This window comes from Terrisphaera buseokensis, from assembly GCF_047521145.2.
Lineage (GTDB): Bacteria > Verrucomicrobiota > Verrucomicrobiia > Opitutales > Opitutaceae > ER46.
This window is the reverse complement of the sequence record NZ_CM134186.1, coordinates 5,496,829-5,514,578: the sequence shown is the minus strand read 5'-3', so window position 1 is coordinate 5,514,578 and position 17,750 is coordinate 5,496,829. Positions and strand designations below refer to the sequence as shown.

The 17,750-nt window shown below is 66.2% G+C and carries 12 protein-coding genes; 7 read left to right on the top strand and 5 right to left on the bottom strand.

The annotated features are described in order from the left end of the window. Positions 1 to 55: 55 nt before the first annotated feature. Positions 56 to 286: a hypothetical protein gene (locus ACLJEU_RS20730; protein ID WP_414663265.1), complete on the bottom strand. Its 231-nt coding sequence runs from the start codon at positions 284 to 286 to the stop codon at positions 56 to 58. Between the two features lie 178 nt (positions 287 to 464). Between ACLJEU_RS20730 and ACLJEU_RS20725 the strand changes: the two genes are divergently transcribed. Together ACLJEU_RS20725 and hemG are read left to right on the top strand one after the other, a co-directional pair. Continuing rightward, the gene (locus ACLJEU_RS20725; RefSeq protein WP_414663264.1) at positions 465 to 1,265 is read left to right on the top strand and encodes an energy transducer TonB; all 801 of its coding nucleotides are present in this window, start codon (positions 465 to 467) and stop codon (positions 1,263 to 1,265) included. Between the two features lie 5 nt (positions 1,266 to 1,270). Continuing rightward, on the top strand, positions 1,271 to 2,671 hold the full coding sequence (gene hemG, locus ACLJEU_RS20720) for a protoporphyrinogen oxidase (RefSeq protein WP_414663263.1): 1,401 nt from the start codon (positions 1,271 to 1,273) through the stop codon (positions 2,669 to 2,671). A gap of 106 nt (positions 2,672 to 2,777) precedes the next feature. On the opposite strand, the gene ACLJEU_RS20715 is transcribed toward hemG, so the two are convergent. The 4 genes from ACLJEU_RS20715 to ccsA all read right to left on the bottom strand — a co-directional run bounded on the left by ACLJEU_RS20715 (position 2,778) and on the right by ccsA (position 10,525). After that, positions 2,778 to 3,758 carry a dihydroorotate dehydrogenase-like protein gene (locus ACLJEU_RS20715; RefSeq protein WP_414663262.1) on the bottom strand — a complete coding sequence of 327 codons (981 nt, stop codon included), beginning with the start codon at positions 3,756 to 3,758 and terminating at the stop codon, positions 2,778 to 2,780. Between the two features lie 233 nt (positions 3,759 to 3,991). Further along, positions 3,992 to 5,386, bottom strand: coding sequence for an oxygen-independent coproporphyrinogen III oxidase (gene hemN / locus ACLJEU_RS20710; RefSeq protein ID WP_414663261.1), 1,395 nt, complete (start codon positions 5,384 to 5,386; stop codon positions 3,992 to 3,994). A 330-nt stretch (positions 5,387 to 5,716) separates the two neighbouring features. Beyond that, positions 5,717 to 7,171 (bottom strand): phospholipase D-like domain-containing protein, encoded by a 1,455-nt coding sequence (locus ACLJEU_RS20705; protein WP_414663260.1) that lies wholly within the window; start codon positions 7,169 to 7,171, stop codon positions 5,717 to 5,719. Positions 7,172 to 7,405: 234 nt separating this feature from the next. Beyond that, positions 7,406 to 10,525, bottom strand: coding sequence for a cytochrome c biogenesis protein CcsA (gene ccsA / locus ACLJEU_RS20700; RefSeq protein WP_414663259.1), 3,120 nt, complete (start codon positions 10,523 to 10,525; stop codon positions 7,406 to 7,408). Positions 10,526 to 10,822: 297 nt separating this feature from the next. On the opposite strand from ccsA, the gene ACLJEU_RS20695 reads away from it, so the two are divergent. The 5 genes from ACLJEU_RS20695 to hypE all read left to right on the top strand — a co-directional run bounded on the left by ACLJEU_RS20695 (position 10,823) and on the right by hypE (position 17,750). Beyond that, a complete protein-coding gene (locus ACLJEU_RS20695; RefSeq protein ID WP_414663258.1) occupies positions 10,823 to 11,161 on the top strand; it encodes a c-type cytochrome in 339 nt (112 codons plus the stop codon). Positions 11,162 to 11,248: 87 nt separating this feature from the next. Beyond that, positions 11,249 to 12,754, top strand: coding sequence for a hypothetical protein (locus ACLJEU_RS20690; protein ID WP_414663257.1), 1,506 nt, complete (start codon positions 11,249 to 11,251; stop codon positions 12,752 to 12,754). Between the two features lie 284 nt (positions 12,755 to 13,038). Then, positions 13,039 to 15,204, top strand: coding sequence for a cytochrome c3 family protein (locus tag ACLJEU_RS20685; protein ID WP_414663256.1), 2,166 nt, complete (start codon positions 13,039 to 13,041; stop codon positions 15,202 to 15,204). Between the two features lie 25 nt (positions 15,205 to 15,229). Further along, the gene (locus ACLJEU_RS20680; RefSeq protein WP_414663255.1) at positions 15,230 to 16,561 is read left to right on the top strand and encodes a coproporphyrinogen III oxidase family protein; all 1,332 of its coding nucleotides are present in this window, start codon (positions 15,230 to 15,232) and stop codon (positions 16,559 to 16,561) included. A 169-nt stretch (positions 16,562 to 16,730) separates the two neighbouring features. Further along, complete coding sequence (gene hypE, locus ACLJEU_RS20675) at positions 16,731 to 17,750, top strand: hydrogenase expression/formation protein HypE (protein ID WP_457795283.1); 1,020 nt, start codon at positions 16,731 to 16,733, stop codon at positions 17,748 to 17,750.

Below are 17,750 nucleotides of genomic sequence, written 5' to 3'. Positions count from 1 at the left end.
TTGCGGGGCTTGCCGGCCACCCGAAGGCGGCGGCGTGCAGCGGCCTCGCGTCAGCTCAATGACCGTAGTGCTGCCACCGCAGGTCGTCCATGATCGCGTCCAGCGAACGGTGTCCGTTGCTGTGGGCGCCGACGGGGAGCGAACCTTCCACGAAATCGAGGGCGCACTTGGCCGAGCACAGCGTGACGCATTCCGGTCCCTCATAGACGTGGCAAAAAACGCGGCCCTCGGTCGGGGGTTGACCGCACTTGGCGCAGGTCTCGATCCGAATGATGTTGTCGGCCATGCCGCAGTATCGGCACAAGCCGCGGGCGGGGCTACGCTATTCTTGTGGTTTGCTGCGCGGGGTTTGTTGATTCCGAAACAGCGGCTTGTTCGCGGCCGAATCGTCACCGGCAAGCCATGCACACGGTCCGCCAAGGGATGCGAAGCCGGTACACCCTCCGGAGGAGTAGGCTGTCGCCATGATAACCCACTACCCGTTTCCACTCTCAGCTCCCGCAGCGGAGCCACCGGCGCGCTTGACCAACCCGGCGGCGCCGGCCGACAAAAAACTCGGCTCCTGGCGCTATGTGGCGCGACCCGTCTCACGGGTAACCATCGCCACCGCGTTGCTGATCTCCGCCGGCGTGCACCTCGCGCTGTTGTTTGGCATCCGACACACCGAGAAGAAAGTCGTGGTGCCGGTGGAGGAGAGGATCATCCTGATGACGCTGGCCATGCCCGATCTCAAGGATCTGGAGGAGCCGGAAACCGTGGTGTCCGACGAGCGCGCGACTCCGGTCGATCTCACGGTGCCGGTGCCCATGCAGGCGGATCTGCCGCAACTGCCGCAGCCGAACGATTTCGTCCAACCGCTGAATTTCGCCTCGCTGCTCGAGCAGCCCGATTTCAGCGCGCTGAAGGTGTCGGTCATTCCGGAAAACTTCCGCAGCGGTGCCAAGCTCGCCGAGAAAATTGGCAAGATTTTCGAGCTGGTGGATCTCGATCGCACCCCGGAGCCGGTGCTGCAGTCCCCGCCGCGGTATCCCGTCGCGATGCGGCGCGATGGCGCGAGCGGCCGGGTCATGGTGGAGTTCATCGTCGATACGGAAGGCAAGGTGCTCGAGCCGTATGTCATCGACACCACGAATCCTGGTTTCAACGAGGCCGCGGTCGCAGGCGTCGCCCGCTGGAAATTCCGCGCCGGCCAGCGCGGCGGGCGGAAGGTCAACGTTCGCATGCGGGTCCCGATTGTCTTTCGCGTGGAAGACGGGCTAGAGTGAACCGAATGCATTCCCTCAATCCCGTTCCACGCGTGGCGGTGCTCGGCGCCGGCATCACCGGCTTGACCGCCGCCTGGCACTTGGAACGCGCCGGACTGCGCGCGGTGGTGTTCGAACGTTCACCGCGGGTCGGTGGCGCGATCGGGACGCACCGACAGGACGGCTGGCTCCACGAGCTGGGCCCGAATTCGATGCTCGAAGGCGCGGCGTCCGTTGCCACGTTCATCACCGGCCTCGGCCTCGGCCCCCGCCGGGTCTACGCGTCGCCGGTCGCGCAGAACCGCTACATCGTGCGGGGCGGAAAACTCGTGGCGATGCCAACCTCGCCGGGTCGTTTCATCACCACGCCCTTGTTTTCACTGGGGGCGAAACTCGCGCTGCTGGGCGAGCCGTTTCGCGCGCGCGGGGCGGCCGACGCCGAGGAAAGCGTGGCGGAGTTCGTGGTGCGCCGGCTGGGCCGCGAGTTTCTTGACTACGCGGTGAACCCCTTTGTCGGTGGCGTGTATGCGGGTGATCCGAAGCGGCTCTCCGTCCGCCACGGCTTTCCGAAACTGCGCGCGCTCGAGCAGGAGCATGGCTCGCTGATCCGCGGGGCGATTGCGCGCCGCAACACCTCGGGCGGGCCGAAGGGCAGCATGTTTTCCTTTCCCAACGGACTCGAGGAGCTGCCCCTCGCCCTTGCGGCGCAGCTCGGTGAACCGGTCCGCACGAGCACGCAGATCAGGGCGATTCGCCGGCGCGACGAGGTGTGGGAGATCGCGTTCACGGGCCGGGACGGAGCCGATCAGACTGAACTATTTTCCGCGGTGGTGTGCGCGCTGCCGGCCGACGCGCTCGCGGGCCTGCCCTTTGACGGCGTGCCCTCGGCCGCGCGGCTCACCGAGTTGCGCGCGATCGAGCATCCGCCGGTGGTGTCGGTGTTCACGGGGTATCGCCGGGAGAATGTCGCGCATCCACTCGATGGCTTCGGCGCGCTGATGCCCGAGGTGGAGAAGGGTGGCATTCTCGGCACGTTGTTTTCGAGCACGCTGTTTCCGGGCCGCGCTCCTGAGGGACATGTCGCGCTGACGTCGTTCGTCGGCGGAACCCGGCAGCCGGAACTCGCGCAGCTCGACGACCCGGCGCTGCTGAACGTCGTGCGGCAGGAGCTCGGTCGTCTGGTCGGAGCGAAAGGCGAGCCCGCCTACGTGCACCTGCAACGCTGGCCGCGGGCCATTCCGCAGTACACGCTCGGCTACGGGCGCTTCAAGGACGTCATCGCCGCCGCGGAAGCGGGTGCGCCAGGACTTTTCATCGGCGGGAATTGTCGCGACGGCATCTCGCTGGCGAACTGCATCGACGCCGGTCACCGCCTCGCCGCCGCGGCGCAGGGCGGGGCACTGCGGACGTTGCACGCCCCGGCGTAAGACCGGGACCCGGGAGCGCAGGCCGCCGGCCTGCATCCGGAACGTGGGTACAGGCGGGCAGGACGCCTGCTCCCCGGGGGATCCGCTGCGCGCCCTCGCCGCCGACTCACACCTTCCAGCTCTGCAGTGTGCGCAGGTAGTTGGCGCGCTCGAACGCGGACGCATCACGACAGCGCCGGGAGTTCAGCAGCCCGCGGCACTGGTCGAGGGATTCGAAACCGTGGCCGCGCATCCAGTTCAACAGACCGTCGCGCAGGGTCGGAATGACGTGCGGACCGTGTTTCAACAAAACGGATACAAGCTGCACCACGTGCGCGCCCGTCAGGATGGCCTTCGCCGCGCCGTTGCTTGTGTGGATCCCGCCGGTGGCGGCCAGGGAGCCGCGCAGTTGCGGTGACAGGATTGCCAGCCACCGGAGCCGGAGCAAAAGCTCCTGCGGATCCGAGAGCCGCAGCTGCGGCTGCACCTCGAGCTCGTCGGGGTTCACGTCGGGTTGATAAAAGCGGTTGAAGAGCACGATGCCCGCCGCGCCGGCCAGCTCGAGCGCAACCGCGAGCTGCGCGACGGCCGTGTGATAGGGCGAGAGCTTCACGGCGATCGGAATCTTCACGGCACCGGCGGTGAGCCCGACCGTTTCGAGCATGTCCGTCTCCACCTGATCGGAGTCGATGCTCGGATCCGCCACGACCTGATAGAAGTTGAGCTCGATGGCGTCCGCGCCCGCGCTCTCGAGCCGGCGTGCAAACTCGATCCAGCCGCCCGGCCGGTGCGCGTTGAGCGAGGCAATCACCGGAATCGTGAGATGCGCCTTCAGGTTTTCCAGCTGTCGCAGGTACTGGTCAGGGGAAAGCTGATACTCGGCGTGCTCGGGAAAATTCTCCGTGGCCGCGGTGGAGTTTTCGAATACCAGGGGTGCTGGCACCGGCGGCGGGGCGAACTGCTCCTCGAACAGCGAGCGCATCACGACGGCCGCGGCGCCCGAATCCTGCAGGCGGCGCGCCACGGCGGTATTGTCGCAGAAAGGCGACGCGCCGACGACAAAGGGACTGTTCAGCTTGAGTCCGAGATATTCGGTCTGGAGGTTCATGAGGGGTTGGGGAACGTCACTATCGCCGGTGCCGACGCGGCGCGCTGCGCATGCCTTGCCATTGAAAGCGCAGCCCTTGCCGAGAAAGCCGGGCGTGGGTTTCGATGCGACGAGAACGAATCACTCGTGGCCGCGAGCGCCGGCGAGTGGATCCGGGTTCACGCGTTGCAGCCGTTGCCCCAGGCTGGCCCGGGGCGGGTGCCGGAGTGCTCCTTTCAATCGTCCGCCGCAGCTCAGATCGTGCGCGAGTGCGACGTCGAGCCCTTGGGCAGCGTGGCGTCGAAACGCATCGCAATCACGCGAAGGAGCGGGCCGCCCAGCGCGGTGACCTCCAGGCCGGCTGGCGTGAACGCGATCAGGCCGTCGGCCTGCAGGTCCGTCAGCCCGGCGAGTTCAGCGCGATAGGTGGTGGCGAAATCCACGCCGAGTTCACGCGACAGGGCGGCGTAGTTGAGCCGGCGATCGCACATGAGGCGCATGATGATCACGCGCCGGTGTTCGTCGTCGCGGTTCAGCCGCAACCCGCGCTCGACCGGCAGCTGGCCGGCATCGAGGGCCGCGCGCCACTCGGGGATCGACTTGTGATTCTGCCGGTAGGTGTCGGGGGTCGATGAAATCGAGGAAATGCCGAAGCCATACAACGAGGCGCCGGCCTCGGTGCTGTAACCCTGGAAATTCCGGTGCAGCGTGCCCTCGCGCTGGGCGACCGCCATCGAATCGTCGGGGCGCGCAAAGTGATCGAGGCCGATGTCGATGAAGCCGGCGGCGAGCAGCCGGGCGTGCGCCACCGCGAACATCGCGAGCTTTTCCTCGGGGCTCGGCAGGTCCTGCTGTGTATCCAGAATCTTCTGCGCCGGCTTGATCCACGGCACGTGCGCGTAGCTGAAGACCGACAGCCGGTCCGGGCCAAGCGTGAGCACGTCGGTGATCGTCTGGTTGAACGACTCCGCCGTCTGCAGCGGCAGTCCGTAGATCAGATCGACATTGATCGATCGGAAACCCATTTCCCGCAGCCAGGCGAACGCCTGCTGGTTCACGGCCTGCGGCTGGATGCGATGGATCGCCAGCTGCACGCGCGGATTCGTGTCCTGCACGCCAAGCGACGCCCGGTTCGCCCCGATGTCGCGGAGCGCCGTCACATGTTCGCGCGTGAGCCGCCGCGGATCGATCTCAACGCTGAACTCGCAGTCGGGGGCCAGCGTGAAGTGCTCGTGAATCAGCGCGCCAAGCCGGCGCAGCTGCTCCGGCGGAAAGAACGTCGGGGTGCCGCCGCCGAAGTGAATCTGCGTGACGGGCCGCGCGCGATCCATCCGCGCCGCCGTCATGCGCACCTCGCGCACGAGGTCGTCAAGATAGTCCGAGGCCGAGTCGCGCTTGAGCGTGATGACGGTGTTGCAGCCGCAGAACCAGCAGAGCGTCTCGCAGAACGGCAGGTGGAAGTAGAGCGACACCGGACCCGAGCCCGGCCGGTTGTCGTCGGCAATGGCGTCCTCGAGCCGGAGCGAGGGCAAATCAGCCGTGAACCGCGTCGCCGGCGGATAAGACGTGTAGCGCGGCCCCGGGATCGAATATTTCCGGATGAGATCGAGATCGAGAGGCGCTGCGGGCGAGGCGGTGGGAACGGTCATGGGCTCGGTGGGTGATCAAGTATGGCATAGTCCAACCCCGAGCCGCTGCGCAACTCTTGCGGGGTCCTGCGCAGTAATTGCGGGGCCATAAGGAAACGGCGGGTGCCTTCCGACTTTAACCGTGGCTACGAGCGCCAGTGAGTGGCCGAGCCACCACTCGCTGGCGCTCGTAGCCACGATCAATCAGGAGCCCTCGGAGCAAAGGGCAAGTGCCATGGGCAAACGACGGTTGCACGAGCGTCGACGGATGGCCGGCGGCGGTGAAGCGCTTCGGTCTGCGTCTGCGCGCGAAACGTTCGACCGCGCCCGTGGACCGCCTGCGCCCGGGCTTTACATGAAGGGCGTGAACAGGCGGGCGATGCCGTCGCGCAGGCGGACCATCAAACCGCGGGCGTTGGCCTCGGCCTCGGTGATGCGGTGGGCTCGCCCTAGATTCGCTTCGAATCGATCCGCCAGCTCGCGGGCGAACGTCGCGTCGTAGCATTCGAGATCGAACTCGAAATTCAGACGAAGGCTCCGCGGATCCCAATTGGCCGAACCGCACAACACCCAGCAGCGGTCGACGATGAAGAGCTTCGAGTGATCAAAGGGCGGCGGTGAAATCCAGATGCGGCAACCGTGCTCGAGCATCTGCCACCAGTGGGCGGCCGACGCCCATTGCACAAATGGCAGGTCGCCCTTGAGCGGCAGCAGGATGTCGACCTGCACCCCGCGCATCGCGGCGAGATTCAGCGCGGAGATGAGTGCGGTGTCGGGGAGGAAGTACGGCGTCACGATCTGCACCGAGTGCCGCGCGGCGGTCAGGGCCGCGAGGAGCGTCCAGCGGATTTTCTCAAAATCCTCGTCCGGCCCGTCCGCAATGCCGCGCGCCGCGACGTCGCCCTCCGGCTCCAGTGGTGGGAACCACGCACCGCCGCGCAGCGCTTCGCCGGTCGTGAAGAGCCAGTCGTCGCAGAAGGCCTCCTGCAGGTGCGCGACCACCGGGCCGGTGACTTGGAAATGGTGGTCGGCCACCGGCGTGCGCGGCGCGCGCTGCAACCAGTGTCCGTCGCAGATGTTCAACCCACCCGTGAAACCCAGCCGGCCGTCGACCACGAGCAGTTTGCGATGATTGCGCAGATTCAGCGACACGGGATGGAGCAGCGAGAAGGCGGGCAGGAAGCGCGCGCAGGGCACGTGCACGCGCCGCAGGGCCGCCAGCACCGGTTGCCACGAGAAGAAGGTGCCGGTGGCGTCGATCAGGACGCGCACCGCCACGCCGCGGCCGACGGCGTCGCCGAGCGCCGCCACGAATTCCGTGCCGGCGCGGTCGCGATTGAAGATATACGTCGACAGCGCGATCGAGTGGCGGGCGCGCGCGATGGCGGCCAGCATCGCCGGGTAGGCGGCGTCGCCATTGACGAGGGCCTCGATGCGATTGCCCGGCAACAGTGGCCGGGACGTGACCGTGTGCACCACCCGCGCCAGCGCGTGCAGGTGGCCCGCGCCCTCCGGCAGATGATCCTCCGGCACGCCGGGATCCACGGACGGTGCCGCGCGGTAACGTTCGAGCGACTGGCGCAGGAGCACCGCGCGACGCTTGATACGATTGATGCCGAAGCCGAAATACAGCAGCGGTCCGAGCAGCGGCATGAACCAGATGATCCCGACCCAGAGCACGGCCCCGCGACTGTCGCGCTTGTAGATGATGGCGTGGCCGGACGCGATGACCGACGGTAGCACGATCAGGACGATGATCAGGGACAGTGAACCGTTCGTCACGAGGGAGGAGGCGAGGCCGTGCACGATTCCGGGTGGTGAAAGGGTTCCGCGGGATGCCGGCCGCAAGGCACGGTGCCGCCGGTCGGGCGTAGGCGCGAGCTCGCTGTGCAGGTCGTGCCCGCGGGACGTCGGGCGCCGAAACGCGGCGTCCGGCGGGACTGGATTCGCGGTGGAGGCGCGCGCCTTCCGGGACGCAGCGAGGAAGGGCGCTGGGTTGCCGGGCCGGGCGACTGAATCCCGCTCGGGCGAGCGTTCCGATCAGCGCGCGGCGACGCGCCCGCGCGCACCGGTGAGGGCGGCGGCCGGAAGCATTTCCTGGCGCGCGCGCATGCTCTTCCATTTCTCGAGCGGAACTGCCGCCAGGGCCATCAGCACCACCTGGCTGGCCGCGAAAATCGTCAGCCACCAGAACGCCGCGCCCATGAAGCCGTAGCTGTGCAGGCCGACGCCCAGCATGTTTACCCCGAACCAGCTCCACGCGGTGACGACGTTGCCGAAGATGGCCAGGACCGCGAGGCCGCGCTGGCGAACGAGTCCGCTGATCCGCGCGTGCAGGATGATCGCGTTCCAGATGACGATGAGCAGCGCGCCGTTTTCCTTCGGATCCCAGCCCCAGAAGCGGCCCCAGGATTGATCGGCCCAGATGCCGCCGAGCACGGTGCCGACGAGGCTGAACAGCGTCGCGAAGCAGACGATGCCGTAGATCATCCGGACGAGGGCATCGCCCGTCGCCGCGTCCAGCGATCGCGTGAACAGCCCGCGGACCACGAAGATGATCGCGAGGAAGCCCGCGAGGAAGGTCGCCGAGTAGCCGACCGTGATGGTGACCACATGCGTCGCGAGCCAGAAGTTCGAATCGAGCACCGCGCGCATTGTTTCCATCGTGTCGCCGCCGAGCGAGAGGTGATGCGCGATGAGCAGCGTCGCGAAGCCGATGAGGCCCGCCGCCACGCTGCCGATGGCGTTGCGATAGATGAACTCGAGGACGAGACAGAGCCCGACCGCGCCCCAGCCGACGAACAAGGCGGATGAATACAGGTTCGTGACGGGAGGCCGTGACTCGATCCACATGCGGGCGGCGATGCCGACGGTCGCGACGACGAAGGCAATCAGCACGACGTTGAAGGCAGTGCGGCCGAGGACGTCGGGCCAGCGGAGCCACGAGACGAGTGCGACCAGAAACGCCGCGACGTACAGCACCATGCTCGTGTAGAACGGCTGGGACGAATTGAAGCGGGCCTCAACCGCGCCCTTGCGCATCGCTCCGGGCAGGGTGGTCGCGAGGCTCTGCTGGTACGTGTGCACCGTGTCGTTGAAAGCGACCGGCTGACCGGCAATCCACGCGCGGCCGAGGGCGGCATAGGCGAGGGCGGCGGGCGCCACGCGGCCCTGGGCAAAACTGTCGGTCCACGCCGCGCCCGCCGTTTTCCAGCCGGCGCCGTCCGCCGTCGGATTGGTGGTCGGAATCGGATGCAGAAACCCGAACGTCTCCATCACCGCAAACGAACGCCCCAGCTCGAGGGCGAGCGCCGCCGGGCCGGAACTGTGCAGGGCGCCGGCACCCTGGGTTTGCATTGCGCTGGCGAGCGCTGGCAGCGCGCTTTCAAGTTGCGCCAGCTGATCGAGGAAGCCGGTGCTGCCGGGCGCGATGAACGTGCTCTGTAGGTGCTGATAAATCGCGATGCTGTTGCGCAGCTGGACCGTGGCGCTCTGGAACGGCGTCCGTTCCGCCGCTTCCGTAGTGTCGGCGGTCTTGGCCTGTCGATCGAGTTCACCGAGCTGCTTGGCGAGTTGCGTAAAGGAGAAACGTTTACCGCCGGCCCCGGCCTCCGGCATGAGCGAGAAGAGCGCCAGCACATCCGGGTGCACGATCTCAAACACCTGATACGTGTCGGCCTTGGCCGGCTGGAAGAACATGTCGAGCAGCCACGCGCCCGGCGCGAGCGTGGTGCCGTCGGGCGTGGTGACGCGCTGCCGGCCTTGCAGCAGCAGCAGCGAGGAGCGCGCAACGGTGTCGAGCGGTTTGAGCCGCCCGTTCGAGAGCGTCGGCAAGCGGCCGAATGCTGCCAAGTCCCAGTCGCCCGGGTTGGACGGCGTGCGCAACGTCGCCGCGACCGCCAGCACCGTGACACCGGTGAGGATGCCCGGCAGCCAGCTTGGCTTGCGCGGCGGGGCCGACGCCACCCCGTCGGGCCCGCGTGCCGCCGGTGTGGCTTTGGGCATGCGGCGGCGTTTGCCGACAAAGGCGAAGAGATGCAGCGCGAACTGTTGGATGAGACCGAGCGCCATCAACCCGCACGCGATGTAGGGCAGCAGCCACGAGGGATTGCGCACGACCTGCAGCACCGTGGTGCGATCGTTGTTTTCAAAGCCTGCCTGATAGAACGTGAAGCCCGCGTAACGCAGCGGGTTGTTCATGTAGATCAGCACCTCGCGGTCCTCCTTGCGGTCGGGTTGCGTGAGTCGCAGCCGGCTGGAGAAATTCTTGGGAATCTCGGTGCCGGCGTAGCGCTCGTGCGTGAACTTCAGGAGCGTCAGAGTGAACGGCTGGTACGTCCGCTTGGGTCGCAGGGCGAGGTGGAAGCGGCGGCCGGCGTATTCGAACACCTGCGGATCGGCGAGCTGGAGCGAGACGAGCCACGTGCCGAGTGATTGGTCCGCGGCGATGAGCTCGACGAGCGCGCTCGGCACGTTGCGCTCGCTGGGGCGGTAGGTGACCGGTTGCGGCACAGCGAGCACTTCCTGGCCGGAGCCCGTGGTCGCGCGCGGCCCGGCGTCGCTCATCGGCGCGCCCGTGACGCGCTGGTTGCGCAGCGTCGAATTCGGATAGTAGGTCTTCGGCACAATGCGGAACGGCAGCTTCGGGTGCTGGAGCTGGGTTTTGTGCTCGAGCGCAGACTCGGGCAGGGTGACGACGTCGTCGAAGCGGGCATCGGTCGTCTCGACGATCGCGAGCTCGTTGTCGCGGGAGCTCTCGGCGTAGTTCTTCGTTTCGCCCTCGTTCAACCGCAGGTGGGCGTCCTCCTGCCAGAGCCCCGTCAGCAGTTCGCCCACCAGCAGCATAATCAGGCCGAAGTGGGAGAGCAGCAGCCCGGCCTTGCGCCAGGAAAACGTGAAGCGAAACGCGAACGCCGCGGAGAGATTGAGCAGCAGGAGGCCGCCGATCGTGTAGCCGCCGGGGAAGATCGGCAGGGCGACGTTGCCGACGAGCGTGTAGACCACGAACGAGCGGAAGAATTTCTCCTGCACCGCCCAGATGCCGAGATTCACCTGATCGAGCGTCGCGGCGAAAATCAGCACGAGCGAAAAGCCCAGCAGGACCAGCGTGAGCTTCAGGGAGATGAACGTGTCGCGAAAGGAAAGGAGCCAGGCCTTCATAGGGGGGAGGGAGAAACGACAGGCGCGAGCCGCGGCTTGGTGGGGAGCCGGGTGAGCGGGGAGGGTGAGTGGGTCATTCGCGGAAGTGTGGCCGGGGCATTAGACGCCGTGTTCAGTGTGCCAGACGATGCGCACCTGCGGCTCCGCATATGTTGCGGAGCATTGGTCACTCCTTGTGAGCATGCCCGGTCGGCCTGGCCAAACAGCGCAACGGGTGCGCGCATGTTGGCAAGCGATGCGCAGCCTCGCTCCTTCCCCGCTGGCATACTAGCGTCGCAACGAACGACATTTCCCATTATGAAAACTAGCACGAAATTCCTCATTTTCGGCGGCCCGCTCCTGGCGGCTGCCGCGCTCAGCCTGGCGGCGCCGGTCGCGGAGAACTGGGAAAACCATTGCACCAAATGCCACGGCGCCGATGGCAAGGGCCAGACCAAGGCCGGCAAGAAACTTCAGGTGAAGGACTACACCGATGCCAAGGTGCAGGCGGAGATGAAGGACGCCGACATGATCAAGGCGACCACCGACGGAGTCTTCGACAAGGCCGGCAAGGAGAAAATGAAGGCCTACAAGGACGAACTCTCGGCTGACGAGATCAAGGAACTCGTTGCTTACATCCGCAAGTTCAAGTCGTGACCTCAACGTCACGCTGAACAATCACCGGCGCCGTTCCTCGGAATTGCGCCGGTCTGATTTACCCAGGTAACCGCCAGCGCCCGCACCATGTCCGATCCCATCCAGCCCGCCCCGGAGAATCGCAGCGCCAAGCCGCGTTCGCATTTCAACAACTGGATCAGTGCGATCGGTGGCGTCCTCGCCATCGGCGCGCTGTTCTCCTTCGCGCTCCTGGTGTGGATCGATTTCACGAAGGACAACTCCAACCCGTACCTCGGCATCTTCACCTACCTGGTGGCGCCCGGGTTCCTGATCGCCGGCCTGGCCCTCGCCTTCTTCGGCGCCTGGGCGCAACGCCGCTGGGCGATCAAGCATGCGGCGACCGCGCCGGACAAGTGGCGCCTGAATCTCGCCGATCCGAAGCAGCGCAAAGTCCTCATCGTCTTTGCCTGCTGCGCCGTCGGTTTCGTGATGCTGAGCGCCTTCGGCAGCTACCAGACGTATCACTATTCCGAATCCACCGTGTTCTGCGGCCAGGTCTGCCACAGCGCGATGAACCCCGAGTTCGTCACCTACAAGCGCGGCGCGCACGCCCGGGTCGATTGCGTCGAATGTCACGTCGGCGAGGGCGTGCAGTGGTTCGTGAAGGCCAAGATCAACGGCACGCATCAGCTCATCGCGTACCTGCTCAATAACTACAACCGTCCCATCGACACGCCGGTGAAGAACCTGCGGCCCGCTCAGGACACCTGTGAAAAGTGCCACTGGCCGGAGAAGTTCGCCGGCAATGTCCAGGTCGACTACGAGCATTTCCTCTCGGACAAGAAAAATACCGCCTACACCGCACGCATGCTGCTGCACGTGAACAAAAGCGCGCCAGGCAGCCCGCTCGGCGGCATTCACTGGCACGTCAGCACGACGGAGCGCGTGGAGTACTACGCCATCGACGAGAAGCGTCAGGACATCCCGTGGATGCGCGTGACGAATCTGAAGGACAACACCGCGAAAATCTTCCGGGTCGATTCCTTCAAGGGCGAGCCGCCCGCCGATCGCATTCGCGTGATGGATTGCATGGACTGCCACAACCGGCCGGCCCACATGTTCCCGACGGCCAACGACGCCGTGGAGCGCGCCATGCTCGAAGGCACGCTCAGCACCAAGCTGCCGAACATCAAGCGCGTGGCCGTGCAGGCGATGACCCAGAAGGAAATCACCGAGGCCAGCGCCTCGCAGAAGATCTCCGACTTCATCCGCTCCAAGTACACGGATCCTGCCCTGGCCGCCGAAGTGCCGGCCGCGGTGGCGACAACGCAAAAGATTTTTGCGGCGACAATCTTCCCGGAGCGCAAGGCCGACTGGCGGGTTTATCCGGACAACATCGGACACAAGAACTGGCCCGGCTGCTTCCGCTGCCATGACGACAAGCACAAGTCCGCGACGGGCCAGAAGGTCCGCTCAAGCGACTGCAACTCGTGCCACACGATCATCGCGCAGGGCAAGGGCACGGATCTCGAGCTGCTTTCGGCCAAGGGCCACACGTTCAAGCACCCCGACGGCGAACCCGACGCGGAGCTGTCGTGCAGCGATTGCCATAACGGCGGCATCCAGAAGTAGGTCTCACGCCGCGTCCGGCCGCGGGACCACGACGCGTGCAGATTCGGACGACCAAGCTGGGTGGCCCACGGCACACACGGAACACACGGAAAATCAGAGTTCCGTGTAGTCCGTGGCAAAAAATCCGGCGGTGTCGTGGCCAGGCGACGGCGCCGGCATGCCGCGTTTCTTGCGTTGAGCCCTGATGGGTCGCGCGGCGCCGCGATCGCACGTCGAACAATCGCCGCGTATCAACCGTCAACGGTTGCGTAGCCCCGCCGTTAAAAGTCGGGCATGCTGAGCCCATGAACGCGCTGTGCCGTCGGTTTCGGTGGGCCTCGCGCACCGGCCTGCTCTTCGGACTGGTCCTGCTGAACGCCCGCGCGGCCGAGCCGGCCACCACGCTCGGGCCCGCGCCGAAGCCGGCCGTGGCCAACTCGGAGTGCATGGAGTGCCACGAGGCCGAGTTCAAACCGCGCAAACGCGGACTGCCGCCCGAGTGGATCGGCGTGCGACCCGAACTGTACGCGAAGTCGGTGCATGCGAAGACCAACTGCGTCGACTGCCACAACACCCTCAAGGAGGCCGAGCACGCGTCCAAGCTGCCGCCGGCGCAGTGCACCTCGTGTCATGAAAAAGCGGTGACGCAATTCGCGACCAGCATTCATGGCACCCCGCGCAAGAACGGTCAGCCGGTCGCCGCCACGTGCTTCACGTGCCACGGTTCCTCGCACGAGATGCTGCCGGCGAAGCATCTCGATTCACCGGTCTTCAAGTTCAACCTCCCGGTCACCTGCGCGAAATGTCACGAGGACCCGGTGATGGCGAAGAAGCTCGGCCTCGAGGTCAGCGGCGGCATCGCGAACTTCCGCGACAGCATTCACGGGCGCGGTCTCTACAAGATGGGTCTCACCGTCGCGCCCTCCTGCAACGACTGTCACGGCGTGCACGACATCAAGGCCGGCAAGGACGCCACCGGCCACACCGGCAAGGCCCGGCTGACCGAAACCTGCGGCACGTGTCACGTCGGAGTCGAAAAAACCTACCTTTCCAGCGTGCACGGCCAGCTGCTGGCGAAAGCCGACACGAAGGCGCCGGTGTGCACGGATTGTCACAGCGCGCACAAGATCGAGCGGCCCGGCAGCGCCCACTTCAAGGCCACGAGCGACCAGAGCTGCGGCAAGTGCCACGAGGAGCGGCTGGCGAACTACCGCGAGACCTATCACGGCAAGGCCATGATGCTCGGCAAGAGCAACGCCGCGCCCGAGGTGGCCGCGTGTTACGACTGCCACGGGCATCACGATGTCTTCGCACACACCGATGTGCGCTCGACGCTGCACGCGGGCAAAATCGTGCAGACCTGCGCGAAGTGCCACACCGGCGCCAACGAAGCATTCACCGGCTACCGGCCGCACGCGGATCCGTCGGACGGGAAGAATTATCCCGGCCTGCACCGCGTGTACCTGTTCATGACGACGCTGCTGATGAGCGTCTTTGCCTTCTTTGGCATCCACACGCTGCTGTGGATCATTCGATTCGCAATCAGCTACGCCCGCGATCCGGCCGCGTTCAAGGCCGGGCGGATTGCGGCGCATGCTGACGCGGAGACCTACCGACGCTTCAATCCGTTCGAGCGCTTCCTGCACATGCTCGTGGTGACGAGCTTCCTTACCTTGGTGCTGACGGGCATGCCGCTGAAATTCTACTACACGCCGTGGGCCCGCACGCTCTTCAACTTCCTGGGCGGCCCCGAGGCGGCGCGCGTGCTGCATCACCTCGGCGCAATCGTGACCTTCGCCTACTTCGCGCTGCACATCGGCAGCCTGATCGGCAACGCCTGGCGCAACCGCGCCGCGATGCGGAATCCAGCGACCGGGCGGTTCTCCTTCGGCCGGCTCTGGAGCGTGCTCTTCGGACCTGACTCGATGGTGCCGTCGCTGCAGGACGGCCGCGATTTCGTGGCGCACATGAAGTGGTTCTTCGGCCGCGGCCCGCGCCCGCAGTGGGATCGTTGGACGTACTGGGAGCGCTTCGACTACTTCGCGGTCTTCTGGGGTGTTGCGATCATCGGGTTCTCCGGCCTCGTGCTCTGGTTCCCGAAGTTCTTCACGACCTTCATGCCGGGCTGGTTCATCAACATCGCCGTCGTGGTGCATTCGGATGAGGCGCTGCTCGCGGCCGGCTTCATCTTCACGTTCCACTTCTTCAACACGCATTTCCGTTTCGACAAGTTCCCGATGGATACCGTGATTTTCTCGGGTCACATCTCGAAGACCGAAATGCTGCACGAGCGCCGCCGCTGGTACGACCGCCTGGTCGCCTCGGGCAAACTCGAGCAGCATCGCGTGATTCACAGCGACTGGGAGAGCCGCAAGACGGTCTACAAGGCCATGGGCTTCGTGTTCCTCGGCGTCGGCGTGTGTCTCCTCGGGCTCATGATCTACGCGCTGCTCTCCCGTCTCCTGCACTGAAGAAAGCACCAACGATGGCCCCGCCGTGCTTGATCTCCCGTTCATGGATGCAGCGTTGGTCCGGTTGTTCCGGTTCCGCACGCGCGGGTTTCTGAAGATGCAGGACGCGGACGGCCGCGTCCCGCCGCCGCCGCGCGAGGGCGGCTGCTACCTTTACGTCCACATCCCGTTTTGCGCGGCACTGTGCCCGTTCTGTTCGTTCCATCGCGTCCAGCACTGCCATGCGCAGGCCGCGCCGTACTTCGCCGCCCTGCGGCAGGAACTGCGGCTGTATCACGCCGCCGGTTACCGGTTCACCGGCGTCTACTTTGGCGGCGGCACCCCGACGATCGAGCCGCAGGAACTGCTGGAGACAATCGCGCTCGTGCGCGGGTTGTTTGCCGTGCGCGAGATTTCCGTCGAAACGAACCCGCGCGAGCTGAAACCGGAACTGATGACCCAGTTGCGCGAAGCGGGCGTGACGCGGCTGTCGATCGGCGTGCAAAGCTTCGACGACAATCTCCTGCGCGACATGCAGCGTTACGAGAAGTACGGCAGCGCGGCGGAGATCATCGCGCACCTGCAGTCGGTCCGCGGGGTTTTCCCGACGCTCAACGTCGATTTGATCTTCAACCAGCCGCGGCAGTCGATCGACTCGCTCGAGCGCGATCTCCAGCTGGTGCGCGATCTCGGCGTCACCCAGGTCTCGTGTTATCCGCTGATGACCGCGCCGAGCGTGCAGCGGCGGATGAACACCGCCATGGGGGCGCCGGATCCGCGGCGGCTGCGCCCGTTTTTCGAGACGATTCTGCGCCGGCTGCAGCCGGAGTTCACGCCGGCGTCGGCCTGGTGCTTCACCCGCCGCGGCAGCACCGGCGACGAGTACATCGTCGCCGCGGAGAACTACGTTGGCGTCGGTAGCGGCGCGTTCAGCTATCTCGACGGTGTGCTGCACGCGACGACCTTTTCCTTGGCGCACTACGAACAACAGGTCGCGCGCGGGCTCACCGGCATCGCGGCGTCGCATCGCCTGAGCGCGTCGGATCAGCTGCGGTACGCGCTGCTCGTGCGGATGTTCGGGCTGGGGCTCGATCGGGAGTGGGCATTGCAACGCCACGGCCCGCGCTTCTTCCGCACGCTCTGGGGCGAACTGCGCACGCTGGAACTGCTGGGTGCCGCGAAGCGCGATGATCGCGGGTGGCGGCTCACCGAGCGCGGCATGTACTGGCTCATGCTGATGATGTCGGAGTTCTTCGGCTCGGTGAACGCCTACCGTGATGCCATGCGGGCGCATGTCAGCGAGGAAGAGGCCGGATGCAGTCGCGGACTCGTCCTGCCCGCCGCCGCGATCAAGGCCGGCTTGCCGCAATGCGGCTGAGGCGCGCGTCCGGACTGAGCAGCCAACGCAAACCTCGCGCCATGCTGGGCAAGGACTGCGCAGTCGACCGCGGGCTTCTCAGGCATAAATGGGCTGCCGGTTGGGATCATTGCCATCGGCCCCACTTGTGACGTCCCCTTCGCCCATTACGCCTGCCTTGTCCTGTCCGTTGCCGCTTGCGCATCGGGCCGAGATCACCGTCGGCCACGGCGGCGGGGGCCGCCTCACGCAGGATTTGATCGAGCGGATCTTTCGCCCCGCGTTTGCGCATCCGGCGCTCGCCGCGCAGCACGATGGCGCGGTGTTGACGGTGGGCGGGGCCAAGCTGGCGCTCACGACCGATGCGCACGTGGTCAGCCCGCTGTTTTTTCCCGGCGGCGACATTGGCACGCTGGCGGTCAACGGCACGGTCAACGACCTCAGCATGTGCGGAGCGACGCCGTTGTGGCTCACCGCGAGCTTCGTTCTCGAAGAGGGATTGGCCACCGCGACACTTGAACGGGTGGTGGCCTCGATGCGCGCCGCGGCGCTGGCCGCGGGGGTTTCGATTGTAACCGGGGACACCAAGGTGGTCGAACGCGGCAAGGGTGACGGCGTCTACATCACCACCGCGGGCGTGGGCGTCATTCATCACGACCTCACGATCGCGCCGTCGAGTATCCGCGCGGGCGATGCGATCCTCCTCAGCGGCGACATCGGTCGTCACGGCATGGCGATCATGGCGAGCCGCGAGGGGCTCGAGTTCGAAAGCGCGATCGAGAGCGATTGCGCGCCGCTGGGTGCGGCGGTGCAGGCGCTGCTCGACGACGGCTTGGAGATCCACTGCCTGCGCGACCTGACGCGCGGCGGACTGGCGACCGCGCTGGTCGAGATGGCGGAAACCGCCCGGCTCGCGCTGGCGATCGATGAAGCCGCCGTGCCCGTCACCGCCCTCGTGCGCGGGGCGTGTGAGATCCTCGGCCTCGAGCCGCTCTATGTCGCCAACGAAGGCCGCTTTGTGTGCATCCTGCCGGCGGCGCAGGCCCCGGCCGCGCTGGCGATACTCGAACGCACCGCGCCCGGCGGGCCGCCCCGGTTGATTGGCGAATTGCGAGCCCGCCCGGCGGGGTTGGTCACGTTGCGCAGCGTGATTGGCGCCGAGCGCGTGCTGGACCGCCTCACTGGCGAACAGCTGCCGCGCATCTGCTGA

What these genes read in the sequence shown, in the direction of transcription:
- ACLJEU_RS20730 (WP_414663265.1), bottom strand. Translation starts at nt 286, where the DNA reads ATGGCCGACAACATCATTCGGATCGAGACCTGCGCCAAGTGCGGTCAA.
- ACLJEU_RS20725 (WP_414663264.1), top strand. Translation starts at nt 465, where the DNA reads ATGATAACCCACTACCCGTTTCCACTCTCAGCTCCCGCAGCGGAGCCA.
- hemG (WP_414663263.1), top strand. Translation starts at nt 1,271, where the DNA reads ATGCATTCCCTCAATCCCGTTCCACGCGTGGCGGTGCTCGGCGCCGGC.
- ACLJEU_RS20715 (WP_414663262.1), bottom strand. Translation starts at nt 3,758, where the DNA reads ATGAACCTCCAGACCGAATATCTCGGACTCAAGCTGAACAGTCCCTTT.
- hemN (WP_414663261.1), bottom strand. Translation starts at nt 5,386, where the DNA reads ATGACCGTTCCCACCGCCTCGCCCGCAGCGCCTCTCGATCTCGATCTC.
- ccsA (WP_414663259.1), bottom strand. Translation starts at nt 10,525, where the DNA reads ATGAAGGCCTGGCTCCTTTCCTTTCGCGACACGTTCATCTCCCTGAAG.
- ACLJEU_RS20695 (WP_414663258.1), top strand. Translation starts at nt 10,823, where the DNA reads ATGAAAACTAGCACGAAATTCCTCATTTTCGGCGGCCCGCTCCTGGCG.
- ACLJEU_RS20690 (WP_414663257.1), top strand. Translation starts at nt 11,249, where the DNA reads ATGTCCGATCCCATCCAGCCCGCCCCGGAGAATCGCAGCGCCAAGCCG.
- ACLJEU_RS20685 (WP_414663256.1), top strand. Translation starts at nt 13,039, where the DNA reads ATGAACGCGCTGTGCCGTCGGTTTCGGTGGGCCTCGCGCACCGGCCTG.